Annotated in this window: 12 protein-coding genes and 3 pseudogenes; 9 read left to right on the forward strand and 6 right to left on the reverse strand. The window is 68.0% G+C overall.

What is annotated here, in order from left to right:
- Nucleotides 1–113: 113 nt before the first annotated feature.
- Nucleotides 114–497 (reverse strand): helix-turn-helix domain-containing protein, encoded by a 384-nt coding sequence (locus tag AB0M27_RS26480; protein WP_365724834.1) that lies wholly within the window; start codon nucleotides 495–497, stop codon nucleotides 114–116.
- 295 nt (nucleotides 498–792) lie between these two features.
- Here AB0M27_RS26480 and AB0M27_RS26485 point away from each other — a divergent pair, with 295 nt between their 5' ends.
- Together AB0M27_RS26485 and AB0M27_RS26490 are read left to right on the forward strand one after the other, a co-directional pair.
- Nucleotides 793–981 (forward strand): hypothetical protein, encoded by a 189-nt coding sequence (locus tag AB0M27_RS26485; RefSeq protein WP_365724755.1) that lies wholly within the window; start codon nucleotides 793–795, stop codon nucleotides 979–981.
- Nucleotides 982–1,450: 469 nt separating this feature from the next.
- A complete protein-coding gene (locus tag AB0M27_RS26490) occupies nucleotides 1,451–2,770 on the forward strand; it encodes a S53 family peptidase (protein ID WP_365724757.1) in 1,320 nt (439 codons plus the stop codon).
- Nucleotides 2,771–2,866: 96 nt separating this feature from the next.
- Here the strand turns inward: AB0M27_RS26490 and AB0M27_RS26495 are convergent.
- Nucleotides 2,867–3,007: pseudogene (locus tag AB0M27_RS26495) on the reverse strand (IS982 family transposase); the annotation flags it as partial.
- Nucleotides 3,008–3,012: 5 nt separating this feature from the next.
- Here AB0M27_RS26495 and AB0M27_RS26500 point away from each other — a divergent pair.
- A pseudogene (locus AB0M27_RS26500) lies at nucleotides 3,013–3,264 on the forward strand (TetR-like C-terminal domain-containing protein); the annotation flags it as partial.
- Nucleotides 3,265–3,435: 171 nt separating this feature from the next.
- Here AB0M27_RS26500 and AB0M27_RS26505 read toward each other — a convergent pair.
- Nucleotides 3,436–4,197: an SDR family oxidoreductase gene (locus AB0M27_RS26505; protein WP_365724759.1), complete on the reverse strand. Its 762-nt coding sequence runs from the start codon at nucleotides 4,195–4,197 to the stop codon at nucleotides 3,436–3,438.
- Nucleotides 4,194–4,616 (reverse strand): VOC family protein, encoded by a 423-nt coding sequence (locus tag AB0M27_RS26510; RefSeq protein WP_365724761.1) that lies wholly within the window; start codon nucleotides 4,614–4,616, stop codon nucleotides 4,194–4,196. The genes AB0M27_RS26505 and AB0M27_RS26510 overlap by 4 nt, the downstream gene beginning before the upstream one ends.
- 69 nt (nucleotides 4,617–4,685) lie before the next feature.
- Here AB0M27_RS26510 and AB0M27_RS26515 point away from each other — a divergent pair, with 69 nt between their 5' ends.
- Both AB0M27_RS26515 and AB0M27_RS26520 read left to right on the forward strand, forming a co-directional pair.
- Complete coding sequence (locus AB0M27_RS26515; RefSeq protein WP_365724763.1) at nucleotides 4,686–5,366, forward strand: GntR family transcriptional regulator; 681 nt, start codon at nucleotides 4,686–4,688, stop codon at nucleotides 5,364–5,366.
- A 129-nt stretch (nucleotides 5,367–5,495) separates the two neighbouring features.
- Nucleotides 5,496–5,681 (forward strand): annotated as a pseudogene (locus AB0M27_RS26520) (transposase); the annotation flags it as partial.
- Between the two features lie 265 nt (nucleotides 5,682–5,946).
- Here AB0M27_RS26520 and AB0M27_RS26525 read toward each other — a convergent pair.
- Nucleotides 5,947–8,388 (reverse strand): SpoIIE family protein phosphatase, encoded by a 2,442-nt coding sequence (locus AB0M27_RS26525; RefSeq protein ID WP_365724836.1) that lies wholly within the window; start codon nucleotides 8,386–8,388, stop codon nucleotides 5,947–5,949.
- A 440-nt stretch (nucleotides 8,389–8,828) separates the two neighbouring features.
- On the opposite strand from AB0M27_RS26525, the gene AB0M27_RS26530 reads away from it, so the two are divergent.
- The gene (locus tag AB0M27_RS26530) at nucleotides 8,829–10,115 is read left to right on the forward strand and encodes a helix-turn-helix domain-containing protein (RefSeq protein WP_365724765.1); all 1,287 of its coding nucleotides are present in this window, start codon (nucleotides 8,829–8,831) and stop codon (nucleotides 10,113–10,115) included.
- 726 nt (nucleotides 10,116–10,841) lie between these two features.
- Here the strand turns inward: AB0M27_RS26530 and AB0M27_RS26535 are convergent.
- Complete coding sequence (locus AB0M27_RS26535) at nucleotides 10,842–11,729, reverse strand: helix-turn-helix transcriptional regulator (RefSeq protein WP_365724767.1); 888 nt, start codon at nucleotides 11,727–11,729, stop codon at nucleotides 10,842–10,844.
- 132 nt (nucleotides 11,730–11,861) lie between these two features.
- Between AB0M27_RS26535 and AB0M27_RS26540 the strand changes: the two genes are divergently transcribed.
- The 3 genes from AB0M27_RS26540 to AB0M27_RS26550 are packed head-to-tail and all read left to right on the forward strand — an operon-like array spanning nucleotide 11,862 to nucleotide 14,283.
- The gene (locus AB0M27_RS26540) at nucleotides 11,862–12,785 is read left to right on the forward strand and encodes an SDR family NAD(P)-dependent oxidoreductase (protein ID WP_365724769.1); all 924 of its coding nucleotides are present in this window, start codon (nucleotides 11,862–11,864) and stop codon (nucleotides 12,783–12,785) included.
- 56 nt (nucleotides 12,786–12,841) lie between these two features.
- On the forward strand, nucleotides 12,842–13,720 hold the full coding sequence (locus tag AB0M27_RS26545; RefSeq protein WP_365724771.1) for an NAD(P)-dependent oxidoreductase: 879 nt from the start codon (nucleotides 12,842–12,844) through the stop codon (nucleotides 13,718–13,720).
- 35 nt (nucleotides 13,721–13,755) lie between these two features.
- The gene (locus AB0M27_RS26550; protein WP_365724837.1) at nucleotides 13,756–14,283 is read left to right on the forward strand and encodes a transposase; all 528 of its coding nucleotides are present in this window, start codon (nucleotides 13,756–13,758) and stop codon (nucleotides 14,281–14,283) included.
- The last annotated feature ends 268 nt before the right edge of the window (nucleotides 14,284–14,551 follow it).

The raw sequence follows: 14,551 nt of genomic DNA on the forward strand, positions 1-14,551 counted from the left end.
GATCATCAAACAGGCTGTTGCCGAGTTGTGATGGCCCTCCCACCCAAGAGAGCATTCGACTTGGGCATATCATCCGGTATGCCTCAATAGATGCCTCGCTTGGTGTGTGCATATCATTCGCTATGCACTTGGAGAGGCCAGCCGGAAGCAGCCTCGCACCTTGGTCTCCCGACGCCACCCTGCCCAGCAGAAGTCAGCACCAGCTCAACCGGCCACATCACAAGATCCCCAACGGCGCGCAACGCCGCGACGAGCTCGGCGGTGTCGCCGGGAGTCTGGAGCGAACGGCCGGTGAGGTCTTCGAGCTTGCGCAGCCGGTAACGGACGGTGGTGGAGTGGCAGTGCAGGGCCTGTGCCGTCGCGGTGGCACTTCCGGCGACGTCGATCCAGCACTGAAACATGTCGAGCAGCAGGGTGCGTGCGTCGCTGTCGAGGGCCAGAACCGGTCCCATGACCTCGCGGGCGATGTCGGCGGCGGCTTCGGGAACCGCGGCCATGACCACGGTGAGCGGGTCGTCCTGGACGCGGACCGCTTCGGCCGTCCCGGCCGGCTGGCTGGCTGGCTGCTCACGGCGAGGCGGGCGTACCGCAGGGCCTGGCCGGTGCCGTCGAGCGAGGCGAAGGCCGGGCTCGCTCCCACGCGGGAGGTGGCGAGGCGCCGTAGGACGTTCATGGTGAGGTCATCGGCCTCCGGGCGGAGCAGGGACGCGATTCCGATGTGAAGGTCGGCGGCCTCTTCCACGAGTACACACATGCGGTCTGACCAGCTCGGACGTAATAATCGGCACGCAGGTGCTGGACGACGTCAAGGTCGTGGGCGCAGAGGTGGTCGTTGCAGGGCGGCGCGAGTGGCTGACGGGGGACACGTACGTGGTCGCCTGCGGCACCTCACCCCTCATCACATTGGGAGGCCGCATCCACGGCACCCGGGTACTCGGCCGCCTCATCGACGAGTATCGACGGGACCACCTGACCAAGTGAAGCGAACAACCTGGTCAATCGCCCGAATCCGGATGTTCACGCGGGACAGTCGGGCCCCAAACAGTTCGGCAGCCGCGTCGAGGCAAACGCAAGCGGCCGAACGCTCAAGCGCCACCGCTCAACTTGTCCAGCAGTAACTTTCTTTGGTCATTGTTGACAGGACAAGTCTATCGGCCCAACAACCGCGAGAGTAGCCTCGCCCCGTCCGCAACCCCCTGTGCCACCACCCCCCACCTGAGGGGCGGACGCGCAAGTCCCCTTTCGGTCTCAAGAGAGGACTCTGATGGCACGCACCATCAGACGGTGGCTGCTCGCGGGGGTGGGCACACTCAGCCTCGCAGCGGCGGGCGCCGTGCCCGCGACGAGCGCTGCCCACCAGGCAACCTATCCGCAAGTACGGCCAACTGTCGCCGACTACACTCAGTTGACGACAAGTCAGATTCCACCAACGCAAGTTCAGTGCGCGTCAGTGGGACGCCGCTGCTTCACCCCCCAGGCCATCCAGGCGGCGTACAACGTAGGCGCGCTGCACTCAGCCGGAGACGATGGCCGCGGTCAGACGATCGCGATCGTCGACTCCTACGGCAGCGACACCATGGCTCACGACCTCCACGTCTTCGACCAGGCATTCGGCCTCGCATCCATGTGCGGGGAAGAGAACGTCAGCTGTGGTCCCGGCATGCCGACCTTCAGCGAGCTTCATCTGCAGGGCTCGCCCGCCACCAAGGCGCCGCCGTCCACAAGCAATTCCCCCGGGCAGGAGGACAAGAGCGCATGGGCGCTGGAGGTGGCTCTCGACGTCGAGACCGCCCACGCCATGGCACCCGGCGCCAACATCCTGCTGGTCACCACCCCCACCGCCGAGACCCTCGGGGTGCAGGGATTCCCTCAGATGATGGCTGCCGAGCAGTACGTCGTCGAGCACCACCTCGCGACTGTCATCTCCCAGTCTTTTGCCTCTGCGGAGGGCGCCTTCGGCAGCGCCCGGTCGCTGGAGAACCTGCGCTACGCCTACAAGTCGGCGGCACAGAACGGCGTCACTGTTCTCGGCTCGTCGGGTGACGATGGAAGCGCCGGTTCGGCCAAGACGCCTGTGGGCCAAGGCGGGTCGACGCTCGCCGGTCCCGCCGTCGAGTGGCCCGCGTCCGACCCGCTGGTCACCGGAGTCGGCGGCACAGACCTGTGCACCGACCCGGGTGCTACCAACGGCAGGGTCGTCGACAGCGTCTCCCCGCCAGGGGCCTGCCAGAAGGCCCCCGGCCAGTCGGAGATCGGCTGGATCGGCTCCGGCGGCGGCTACAGCAGCGTCTTCGCCAAGCCGGACTACCAGTCGGGCGCGATGCCGGCCGGCAGCACCTCCATCGGTGCGACGCGCGGCGTTCCGGACGTCTCCCTGCAAGCGAGCCCGTCCACGGGAGCGCTGGTGTACCTGTCCCTCCCGCCAGACGGCCAGAGCGGGCTGAAGTGCGGCAGCACACCGTGCAGCACGGGCTGGTACGACATCGGCGGCACGTCGTTGGCGTGTCCTCAGTGGGCGGGCCTGGTCTCCCTCGCCGACCAGATCAACGGCGGTGGACTCGGACTGATCAACCCTGCTCTGTACAAGCTCGCGTCGAACCCGACCACATACGCGGCGGACTTCAACGACGTCACCGTGGGCAACAACACCGCCGAAACCTCGGTCCCGGGCTACTCGGCCACCACAGGATGGGACCCCGTCACCGGACTGGGCACACCGAACGCGGCGAAGCTCCTGCCCGACCTCGTCAGCGCCGTGCACAGCGGCTGACCCTCTGGGGCAGCAACCGGGCATCCCGGCGCCGGGATGCCCGGCAGTCGTTGCCAGCCCCTGCCATCCACACTAGACGAGTCTGTCCGAATACGTTCAATGGTCGTAGGCGGTCGGTGAGCGGCTTACCGCCTGGCCGGTCTGGAAGTTGTTCCAGACCGCGGCGGCGAGTGCCAGGACGCGCTGGGCCACGTGTACGGCGACGCCTTCGACGGTGCGCGCCACGTGTTGTTCCAGGTTTCGGCGCGGAACCCTCCGGCCCGGACGCTCCGCTGGCGACCGCGGGGCAGCGCCTGCTCGACGCGTTCACGGCGGTCCTGCGCGGCTACGGGACCGCAGAGTCCGACTGGGACCACGCCCTGCGCATGGTCCGCAGCCTCTGCCACGGCTTCGCCACGTTGCAGGCGGCAGGCGGCTTCCAGTGGAGCGCCGACATCGACGAGAGCTTCGAGTGGCTGATCACCTTCGCCGACCGTGGCCTGCGCGCGCTTTGAGAATGCTGTGGCCGTCGACCGCTTCGACATCATCGGCGCCTTGGTCGGCCTCGTCGGCATCGCCGTGATCATGTGCGCTACAGGGCACTGACCAGCGGACGCGGGAGCATTCCGCAACGTGCGCGGTGGTCAGGATGACTCGCGAGCCAGTGCCGGTGTGTCCGCGAGTCCTCAGGTCCGAAGGTAGGAGGCGCCATTGAGGTCGAGTACCGTTCCGGACGACCAGGCGGCTTCCGGTGAGGCCAGGTAGAGCACCGCGGCCGCGACCTCCTCGGACGTCCCAACCCGTCCGAACGGGCTCTGGCCGCGCAAGGTCTCGCCGCCTCGGCCCGCCATCTTCGGGGCCTGTCGTTCGGTCGCGATGAAGCCTGGCGCCACGGACGTCACCGCGATGCCGTGCGGTGCCAGCGCGATGGCCATCGACTGCCCGAAGGCGTGCAGTGCAGCCTTGCTCGCACCGTACGCGGGAAAGTCGGGCTCGCCCCGGAAAGCACCGCGCGAACCGATGTTGACGATGCTGCCTGTACCGGCGCGGTCGATGAGGTGCCGGGCGACGCAGTAGGTCACGTTCGCCGCGCCGAGCAGATTGACGTCGACCATGCGGTGCCAGGCAAGCTGCCAGTCCTGATAGGACACGTCGGCCACGGAGTGCCGGGTGCTGTGGGACGGTGCGGCGGCGGCGTTGTTGACCAGCACGTCGACCCCGCCCAGCCTCTCCACGGCACCGTCGACGATCTCCCGCGCCGCCTGCGGATCGCCAAGATCGCCCGCGAGTAGGGCGTGACCGGAACCGGGCAGTCGCCGCAGCGTTTCCTCGGCGTCCGCGCGGTTGGCCGCGTAGTGCACTCCCACGCGGTCCCCGCGCTCAGCGAACGCGAGGGCCACCGCCCGGCCGATCCCGCGCGACGCCCCTGTGACCAGCACCCGCCTCATCGCGTGAAGACCTGGGACTCGTCGCGGAACGCCTTGAACTCCAACGCGTTGCCGGCCGGATCGTGGAGGAACATCGTCCACTGCTCCGCCGGCTCGCCGGAAAAGCGGAGGTAAGGCTCGATGACGAACTCGGTACCCGCCGCACGGAGTCGCGCGGCGAGCGCGTGGAAGTCCTCGGTCGACAGCAACAGCCCGAAGTGCGGGACGGGCACCGCATGCCCATCGACCTCACTGTTCCCAGCGGGCACAGGGCCACCGGGGACCACATGAGTCACCAACTGGTGGCCATGCAGGTTCCAGTCGATCCAGTGGCCGGTGGACCGTCCTACGCTCAGCCCGAGGACATCCCCGTAGAACTGGCGTGCGATGTCAAGGTCATCGACCGGTATGGCCAGATGGAAGGCGGGGCGCACAGGCATGTGAACACTCCTTCGGCTCGGTGCGCTCCGACCTTGCAACAGCCAAATGTCGAATGTCAACATTAGGACATGACTGCCGCACCGCTCCCCCAAGCCAGTCGCCGCGGCCTGGCGCAAGAGGCTGCCGATCTCATACGGGAGGCGATCTTCGCCGGCCACTTCCCACCCGGATCGCAGCTGCGGGAAGTCGAACTCGCTGCCTCGCTGGGAGTCAGCCGCGGATCGGTACGCGAAGGACTCGCGCACCTCGGACGCGAGGGGCTCGTCCGCAGCGTCTGGCACCGCGGCACCACCGTCATCGACGTCACGGCTCAGGACGTCGAGGAGGTCTACACCTTGCGCGCCGCGCTGGACCGGCTCGCGGCGACCAGCGCGCAAAGGAGGGTGACTGCCGACCAGCTGACCGAACTTGACACCCTCGTCGGCGAGATGTCGGAAGAGATCGGCGGCGAGGCGTCCGGGGCGAGGTTGCTCGCACTGGACGTCGCCTTCCACGACCGGATCTACGCCGCCGCGAACAACCGCAGGCTCCTTGATGCATGGCGCGCCGTGCGCTCGCAGGTCTACCTGTTCCAGCTCCGCCGTATCGCCCTCGGTTATGAGCACTACCGTGCTCGCGTTGTGGACGAGCACCGCGATCTGGTGACGCTCTTGCGTTCAGACGACCGCCAGACGCTCGCCCGGCGCGCCGAAGAACACGTCGACTCCGCTCGCTGCAGCTTGCTCACCAGCCTGCACCCCCCAATGTGACGCCATGGGTCATCGGAGCGTCCGGTGCATGCTCACGGCGGCGGGGGCCTGAGGACGCACGAGGTATTCACGGCGCTCGTCATACGCGCTCTGATGAAAGACCGTTTTGTCCAGGCGAAGGTGTTGTTGATGGTCGAACGTCTGGTGCCGGACGGGTTGTGGGAGTTGTTCCAGCGGGTGGTTCCGGAGGCGCCGACCCGCCCGCAGGGCGGTGGCCGGCGCCGGTACGGAGATCGTGAGGTGCTGGCCGCGATCGTCTTCGTGGCGACCATGGGCTGCACGTGGACCCAGGTCCCGTCGGTGTTCGGCCCGTCCCTGAAACCTGAAAGGGGGGTGCGGGTGCCGATAAGTCGTCCGCCCAGGTGGAGGCCTTGATCGACTGACCCCTCAGGCCGCGCTCGCCGACAACTCTGTTGTCTTCATTTACACAGACGCCGACGGCATCATGATCTGTCGCGCTGCTGCGTCTGGCCTACCTCGCTGCGAGGGCCGAGGGCGTGGACATCGACAGCGGCCTGGGTGTCATCCTGGTCCTGCCGCCAGCCCCGATGCTCCGGCCTTCTTCGTCGCGCTTCCCGTCTCAGATGCCGGGGTCGAGTTCTTGTTCGGCCCACACGGTTTTGCCACCGCGCGTCGGGCACCTGGCTCCGTGGCGCCGGCAGAGCTGGGCGACGATGTAGAGGCCGCGCCCGCCTTCGTCGGCGGGGCAGGCGTGGCGCAGCCGGGGGAGGGTGTCGCTGGTGTCGGAGACTTCGCAGGTCAGGACCTGGTGCCGGATCAGGCGGAGGAGGATCGGGCCTGACGCGTGGCGGACGGCGTTGGTGACCAGTTCGCTGACGATCAACTGGGTGGATGCCTCCAGCCGATCCAGTCCCCACTGGGTGAGTTGTCGGGCGACCAAGGTGCGTGCGCCGCGGACGACGGCCGGGTCGCTGGGCAGTTCCCAGCACGTGGTCTGGCTCGGGCTGAGCGAATGGGTCCGCGCGACGAGCAGGGTGACGTCGTCGCACGGTGACTGCGTCGGCACTGTCTCGATCACCGAGGAACAGAGGTCTTCCAGGGACCGGCCGGGATGTGCCAGGGCGCTGCCCAGGTGCTTGATGCCGGCGTCGATGTCGTGGTCCCGGTTCTCGATCAGGCCGTCGGTGTACAGGGCGAGCCGACTCCCTTCGGGCAGTTCCAACTCGACGGCTTCGAAGGGGACCCCCAACCCCACGCCGAGCGGTGTTCCGGTGGGCAGGTCGGGGAAGGTGACCGTGCCGTGGGGGTCGATGATCGCGGGCGGGGGGTGCCCGGCTCGTGCCATGGTGCACTTTTGGGTGACGGGGTCGTAGACGGCGTACAGGCAGGTCGCGCCGGTGACGCGGGTCGGGTCGCGGGAGTCGGCGTCTTCCTCGGCCATCCGCCGGACCGTGTCGTCGAGGTGGGTCAGCAGCTCGTCGGGGGGCAGGTCGAGGTCCGCGAGCGTGTGGACTGCGGTGCGGAGCCGGCCCATGGTCGCTGCGGCGTTGATGCCATGGCCCACCACATCGCCCACGACGAGCGCTGTCCGGGCGCCGGACAGGGGGATGACGTCGAACCAGTCGCCCCCGACGCCGTTGTCCGCATCGGCCGGCAGATAGCGCGAGGCCGTCTCGATTGCCGTGCCCTGCATCAAACGCGGGGGGAGCAGGTTGCGTTGGAGGGTGAGTGCCGCGCTGCGTTCCCGTGCGTATTGGCGAGCGTTGTCCAGGGAAAGCGCCGTCCGGGTGACGAGTTCCTCGGCGAGGAGCAGGTCATTCTCCTGGAATGGCGCGGGTTCCTCGGTGCGGATGAACACTGCCGTACCCAGGAAGGCGCGCTGCGTACGGATCGGGACGACCAACAGGGAGTGCATGCCGTTCTCGCGCATGGTCCGTGCTCGGTCGGGGTCTCGGTCGAACCAGGTGCCGGGAGAGCAGTCCAGGACCGGTTCCAGATGGGAGCGGCCGGAAGAAAGGACCTTGGTGAAGGGCGAGTTCGGTGGCACGGCGACAAGCTCACCGCGCGCCCACGGGGACTCGGGGACCCCGGGGTGGATCGAGGCCAGGCCCGCGCGCCGCAGGACGGGGCGGCGGTCGTCCAGCGGGCCGATGCGGGCGAAGGGTGCTTCGCCGAAGTGGATCGACTCGGCCAGGTCGACGTTGACGTAGTCGGCCAGGAGGGGCACCGCGATGTCGGCCAGCTCCTGACCGATCTGCATCACGTCCAGGCTGTTGCCTATACGTGTGCTGGCCTCGCTGAGGATGGCCAGGCGCTCGCGCGCCCGCTGTCCGGCGGTGACGTCCACACTCATGCAGCACACCCCCATGGCCCGGCCGCCGGCGTCCTGGAGGCAGAAGTACGAGGCCGCGATCGCATGCTCACGGCGCGGATCCGCCGGCGGCCACGCCCAGTACTCATAAACCGTGGTGACGCCGCTGTCCAGCACCTGCCGCATCACCCCCTCGAGCCTTTCGGCCTCGACGCTGGGCAGCGCAGCCGCCAGACGGCGTCCCAGCCGCTGATCGCAAGAGACGCCGTCCTGCTGCTCCATCGCGTCATTGGCCCAGGCGCAACGCAGATCCCGGTCCCACACGACGATGCCGATCGGTGAGCGGGTGAGAAGTGAGTCCCGCACCCATCCGGTGGTCGCCACCGGGGAGAGCGAGGCAATGTCGGTGCCGGAGACGAGCCAATGGATTTCCCCGTCCTGGCCCCACAACAGCGAGATCCTCAAGCTCGCCTTGAGGGTATGGCCGTCGCGGTGGCGAACGGTCGAGGTGCCGGACCAGCCGCCCCGCGCAAGGCACTGTTCCGTCGACGACCAGTCCCTCAGCGTTCGGCGCGTGAGAGGCAGGACGGTGGAGACCGGCCGGCCCACCACTTCCGCGGCTGGGTAGCCGACGAGCCGCTCCGCGGTGGTCGTCCACCCCACCACCGTCCCCTCGGCGTCGATCATCGCGATTGCGGCGTCGGGCGTCTCCTGGGGGTCCAGTCGCTCACAGAGGCTGCCTTGAAGCATCTTGGTCACCGGATTTCTCCCATCACATGGATTTCTCGAAATCGGGCCGGAGACGGCAGGGCGATCGTCGCACCGCCCCACGGTTGGGCGTCCTCCCGGCGGTTAGTTCCAGGCGATCCGGCGGCTCTTGGCTGATGCGGGATGCTGCCGCTCCTCGCCGTCCGCGGGGATCGAGGCCGTGTCCTCCGGATCGCGACAGTAAGAACGAGGGTAGGAGTGGAAAGCGGGACAGATGCCAGGCGCAGCGCACCAACTTCTGGTTGTAGTTGGTGACAAAGAAACAAATCGCTCACCCGCTTGGCGGTGCCGCAGTACGGCGGAGCCAGGCTGGTGACTGCATGACACTGGCCCTATCGCCAAGGTGTGGAAGTGGATCCAATCTGTGTCTCCCGTACCACTGATTCCCAAGCAGGTGATACCTGCCTTGTAGCCTTTAGAGCATGGGCGTGGAAAGTCCGGAGCCTGCACGGGAACTGTCCGTGAGTGCGGCAAACGTAGAGTCACGTCTCACGGAGGTCTGCAGCGACGTATGGGAACACCTGCTCGCTGAAATCCCGCAGATCAGGGGGGACGACGCCGTCGAAAGAATCTTGCTGGCGAGCGTCGAGGAAAATGTCGCTACTTTGCTGCACATCTTTGAGCATGACATTCCTCTGGAGAATCTTGAGGGGCCCGCCGCGGTCAACGAGTATGCCAGGAGATTGGCTCAGAGGGATATTCCTGTCAGAGCATTGATCCGCGCCTACAGGATCGGGCACTGGCGTTTCCTGCAATGGTGCCTGGATGAGCTTGCTCGTCGGGGCGCCGACGACGTTGTCTCCGCCGCCGTCAACCGGCGCATGCTGAGGGTGAGCTTCGGTTACATCGACAGCATCACCGAGCACGTCATCGAGGTGTACCACCTGGAGCGAGAACGCTGGCTGATGGGCCAGACCGCCATGCGTGCCGCGCGTGTACGGGACATCCTCGCCGAGAATGAGGTAGACCTCGACTCGGCGGAAGCCGCTCTCGGCTACCGCCTGCGACAGAATCACCTCGGTTTGGCGGCCTGGCTGCCCGCGCTGTCGCGTGGCGGCGCCGGACTGGCCCGGCTCGACCGGCTCACCCACGAGATCGCAAAAGAACTCGACTGTCCCGCCAGACCACTGTTCATACCCCGAGACGAAGGACTGGCCTGGGCTTGGCTGCCTATGGGTTCACACAGCGAGGTCTCCTGGGAACGGTTGTCCAGTGTGGTCGAAAGCGGCGAACCCTCCGTGCAGGTGTGCGCCGGAAGCGTGCAGCGCGACATCGGGGGGTTCCGCAGCACGAACAGGGAGGCGCTGCGCGCACAGGAGCTTGCCACGGCGGCGAGTCCCGGCCCCCGGCTGACTGCGTACTCCCAGGTCGCCCCAGTGGCGTTGATGTGCAAGAACCTCCCGGATCTGCGCGCCTGGGTGGGGAGCGTCCTCGGCCCGCTGGCCGTCGACGACGAGCAGAGCGCACAGTTGCGAGACACCTTGCATGCCTTCCTGACGACCGGATGCAGTTACACCGCTGCGGCGAGCAACCAAAACCTGCACAAGAACACTGTGCATTACCGCGTCCGCAAGGCTGAGAAGGTCATGGGTCACTCGGTCCAGGTGGGACATACCGACCTTGAGGTCGCATTGCTCGCCGTGGAATACCTCGGCTCCACGGTCCTGCAGGCACCCGGCTGTGGCGCAGAGGGACGCCAGCGCAGGTAGGGGCGCCCTCAGCGTCGCCGCTGACGGCGTCGAGTTTGCGGACCCCGGCCATCGACGATGGCACCCGAGGCGCCCGCTCCGATCGGCGGGTCCCGCACCTCTACATGGACGTTGTCAGCGCCGACGCCGGCCGCCCCATCCCGGCCACTCTCGCCCAGCGCCAGCAGGTGCTCGGCGGTGATCATTCCGATACCCGGACCAGCCGCAATGACCTCGCTAACGCCCGCTGCGCAGCTCAAGTTGTACAGCAAGGAAGTACAGCAACCCCAACGACCGCAATCGCCCCTCAGCAGCTGTCGACGACCGATTGACCCAAGCCACGGGAGCCTTAAATCTCTCTAAACTGCCCTTTTTGCCCTAGTTCGGCGACGGCAAGGCCCATCGTCTTCCATTGGGGTACGGCTGCTGGTCGCGGGGCTCCGGTCGACTACTGCCTCCTGGTGAAGCCGCCGGTGCCGACCTCGGTGAAGACATCGAAGCTTGACGATGCGTTTCAGCTTGGCGCGGGTGCCTTCGATGTTCTGGCTTCGCAGACATCGCGGGCCCGCAGCGGGTCGGTGGCCTCGTTGAATCGGCGAGGATGCGAGGGTAGTCCGGGTGCCTGGGCAGGTCGGGCCAGGAGGGCCGGGCGGGGGAGGCGGTCAGCGAGTCGGTTGACCTTCTGGTGGCGCCTGCTCGCCTGTTGCGCGTCATAACCCCGGAGAGGCAGCGGATCTCGGAGGCGTGTCAAGGGACGGAACGTCCGCGAGTTCGGGACCGGCCGGCCGCGGCCTGTCTACCTCCGACGCTGTCGGGGGCGTTCATGCTGGCGAGCAGGCGTAGGCGTTCTTCGGAGGCGCTGCCCGGCTGTGCGTGGTAGGTGACCAGCGTTTGCCCGTCGGTGCCCGGGACCAGCAGTTTTTCGTAGTGCAGTTCCAGGGGTCCGGCCTGGGGGTGATGGAGCAGGCTGGTGCCGGTGGACTTGTGCTTGACATCCTGCCGGGCCCAGAGAGCGCGGAAGCGTTCGCTGCGCAGGGAGAGCTCTCCGACGATCTCGACGAGGCGCGGGTCCTCGATGTCCGCACCGGCGATCGAGCGCAGGTAGGGGACGACCCGGGCGGTCATGTCCTCCCAGTCCTGATGGAGCTCTTGCATCTCCGGCTCGAGGAACGCCGCGAGTATGCCGTTGCGTCCCGGCGCGTTGAACGGTGAGAGCGCGACGGCGAGGCGGTTGGCGGCCAGGACGTCCATGTACTTGCCGTGGACGTACGCCGGGGTGAGCGGCCAGGAGCCGATGAGCGTGCGGATGCCGTCGCCGACCCTCTCCGGCTTGCGGGGCCCTTTGCGCCGCGGACTCTTCGGTGCGGCGAGTCCCACCAGGTAGGCCGTCGCCTCCTCGTCCAGTTGCAGGGCGCGGGCAATGCTGCGCAGGACCTGCTCAGAGGGGTTCCTGTCGCGGCCCTGCTCCAGCCGGTTGTAGTAGTCGGAGCTGATTCCCGCGAGAAAGGCGACCTCCTCGCGGCGCAGCCCCGGGACGCGCCGGCTGCCCTGATCCCAGGCTTCATCGGGCTGGATCAGTTCCCTGCGGGCGCGCAGATATCGGCCCAGAGCGTTGGCATCTCCAGTGGCTGTCACGTTTCCAGCGTACGGACGCATCCCGGGCACATGGGTGGCCCTGTCAGTCCCAGTCTCCACCCGTCCTGGTGCGCCCCGCAGCGCCCGACGCAGGATGACGGCACTGTCAGCACGACCGGAGGAATGCCTCACATGTCCCAGCTCTTCACCACCCGTTTCGGCCGCGAAAGCACCGCCTCGGAGGTGATCGAAGGCGTCGACCTGTCGGGCAGGCGGGCGGTCGTCACGGGGGCCAACTCGGGCATCGGCGTCGAGACCGCCCGCACTCTGGCGGCCCACGGCGCCGAGGTCACGCTTGCCGTCCGCCGTCCGGAAGCCGGTGCGCAGGTCGCGGCCGAGCTGCGCAAGGCCACCGGGAACGAGGCGATCCACGTCGCCCGCCTGGACGTGGGCGACCTGGACTCGGTGCGGGCGTTCACTGCCGCCTGGCACGGTCCCCTGCACATGCTGATCAACAACGCCGGCATCATGATGCCGCCGGACCTCGAGCGCGGCATCGCCAGCCATGAGCAGCAGTTCGCCACCAACTACCTGGGACACTTCGCCCTGGCCCTGGGGCTGCACCGCGCCCTCGCCGCGGCCGACGGCGCGCGCCTGGTCTCGGTCTCCTCCAGCGGCCACCTCTACTCCCCCGTCGTCTTCGACGACATCGACTTCCGCTTCCGCCCGTACGACGCGCTCGCCGCCTACGGCCAGTCCAAGACCGCCGACATCCTCCTGGCCGTCGAGGCGCAGCACCGCTGGTCCGGCGACGGCATCACGGCGAACTCCCTGCACCCCGGTGCGATCGCCACCAACCTCCAGCGGCACACCGGAGGCCTGCGGACGCCGGAGCCCTTCCGCAAGACGATCGAGCAGGGAGCCGCGACCAGCGTGTTCCTCGCCGCTCACCCGGGGGTCGAAGGCATCGGCGGCCGCTACTTCGAGGACGTCAACGAGGCGCCTCTCGTCCACGCCCGACCCACCGAATTCGGCGTCCCCGGCGTGGCCCCCTACGCGCTGGACCCGGACAACGCCCAGCGGCTGTGGGAGCTGGCGAGCGACACCGTCCGCTGAACGGCGGAAATTTCTCGTCTCCCGTTCCTCACCCGAACCAACGAAAGATCATGGCAATGGCAGCGACGATAACCAGGGTCGGTTTCATCGGTCTCGGCGACCAGGGCGGCCCCATGGCAGAAGCCATCGGCGAGCACGGCTTCGACCTGCACGTCTGGGCGCGACACCCGGCTTCGCTCTCGGCCGTGGAGAGGGTCCCGCACACCGTGCACGGCACCGTGGCGGACCTGGCGGCGTCCGCCGAACTCATCGGACTGTGTCTCCGCGACGACGTGGATATCTGGGACATTTTGGATGATCAAGGACTACTGGCCGCCATCGCACCCGGAACGATCATCGTCAACCACGGCACCGGCGGCCCCACCGAGGCGGCCCGCATCGCCGAACACGTGGCGCAGGCGGGCGGTGTCTACCTCGACGGGCCCGTCAGCGGCGGCAGCCCCGGCGCCCGCGCCCGCACCCTCACCACCTTCACCGGAGGATCCCCAGACGCGTTCGAGAAGGCCCGCCCGGTGTTCGACACGTTCAGCGACACCGTCATGCTGATGGGCCCGGTCGGCGCGGGGCAGTTCACCAAGCTCTTCAACAACGCGCTGACCATCACCAACATGAAGAACGCCGAGGACGTCCTCGGTCTGGCATCGCAGGTAGGCCTGAACCTCCCCGCGCTGATCGACGTGATCGACACCAGCAGCGGCGGCAGCGCGGCACTGCGTTCCCTCGGGCGCGACATCACCCCGGAGCTGGCCGAGCACGTCCACCTCCTCATGAAGAAGGACATCCACCACTTCGCCGACGCCGTGCACGCCGCAGGCGGAGGCGACCCCTCCGAAGTGCTCGAGCGCGGTCTGGCCGGCGCCGCCGGCCTTGTCGCGGCCGCCCGCATGGTCGCCCGCGCCCGGCGGACCGCGACACCCGAGCACCGGCTCGCCTGACCGGCGTGTGCCGGCGACCAGCAGCCATCACCCAGGTGCGGGCGATGGGCGCCACCGGCATGATCGTCGTCCGTGCCGACTCGGCGTTCCTCTCCCACAAGGTCGTGGCCGTCTGCCGCCGCGCGCAGGTGCGGTTCTCCCTGGCGGTTGCGCAACGCAAGAAGGTCCGCCAGGCCATCGCCGCGATCCCCGAGGACGCCTGGACGCCGGGCAAGTACCCCAAGGCGATCTGGGACGCCGACGAGCAAGGCTGGATCTCGGACGCGGAGGTCGCCGAGGTGGAGTACACCGCGTTCACCGGCAAGGCCAAGAAGTACCACACGACTGCCCGGCTGCTCATCCGCCGCGTCAAGCGCCTGAAGGACACCCATGGTCCGGACGACCAGGGTGAGTTGTTCAAGATCTGGCGCTTCCCCGCGGTGTTCACCGACGGCCCCTTCGAACTGGTTGAGGCCGAGAAGTGTCACCGCACGCACGCGATCGTGGAGCAGGTCATCGCCGATCTTGAGGACTCGGCGCTCGGGCACCTGCCGTCGGGGAAGTTCACCGCGAACGCGGCCTGACTCACCCTGGCCGCGCTTGCCCACAACCTCACCCGCGCCCTGGGCGCCCTGGCCTCCGCGTTCCACGCCAACGCCCGCACCGGCACCATCCGCCGCCACCTGATCGCGGTCCCGGCAAGGCTGGCCGCCCGCGGACGCACCCTGACCTTCCACCTGCCCGAACGCTGGCCCTGGCAAGACGCCTTCGAGACGTTGTGGACGGCCGTCGGCCGTCGGCTGCCGCCTGCGGACCTGACCCTCGCCGCCCTGCCCGCCCACGACCAAGGAT

It is taken from the genome of Streptomyces sp. NPDC052107 (assembly GCF_040680215.1).
Classification (GTDB): Bacteria; Actinomycetota; Actinomycetes; order Streptomycetales; family Streptomycetaceae; genus Streptomyces.

What these genes read in the sequence shown, in the direction of transcription:
- AB0M27_RS26545 (WP_365724771.1), top strand. Translation starts at nt 12,842, where the DNA reads ATGGCAGCGACGATAACCAGGGTCGGTTTCATCGGTCTCGGCGACCAG.
- AB0M27_RS26525 (WP_365724836.1), bottom strand. Translation starts at nt 8,388, where the DNA reads ATGCTTCAAGGCAGCCTCTGTGAGCGACTGGACCCCCAGGAGACGCCC.
- AB0M27_RS26540 (WP_365724769.1), top strand. Translation starts at nt 11,862, where the DNA reads ATGTCCCAGCTCTTCACCACCCGTTTCGGCCGCGAAAGCACCGCCTCG.
- AB0M27_RS26530 (WP_365724765.1), top strand. Translation starts at nt 8,829, where the DNA reads ATGGGCGTGGAAAGTCCGGAGCCTGCACGGGAACTGTCCGTGAGTGCG.
- AB0M27_RS26505 (WP_365724759.1), bottom strand. Translation starts at nt 4,197, where the DNA reads ATGAGGCGGGTGCTGGTCACAGGGGCGTCGCGCGGGATCGGCCGGGCG.
- AB0M27_RS26510 (WP_365724761.1), bottom strand. Translation starts at nt 4,616, where the DNA reads ATGCCTGTGCGCCCCGCCTTCCATCTGGCCATACCGGTCGATGACCTT.
- AB0M27_RS26480 (WP_365724834.1), bottom strand. Translation starts at nt 497, where the DNA reads ATGGCCGCGGTTCCCGAAGCCGCCGCCGACATCGCCCGCGAGGTCATG.
- AB0M27_RS26515 (WP_365724763.1), top strand. Translation starts at nt 4,686, where the DNA reads ATGACTGCCGCACCGCTCCCCCAAGCCAGTCGCCGCGGCCTGGCGCAA.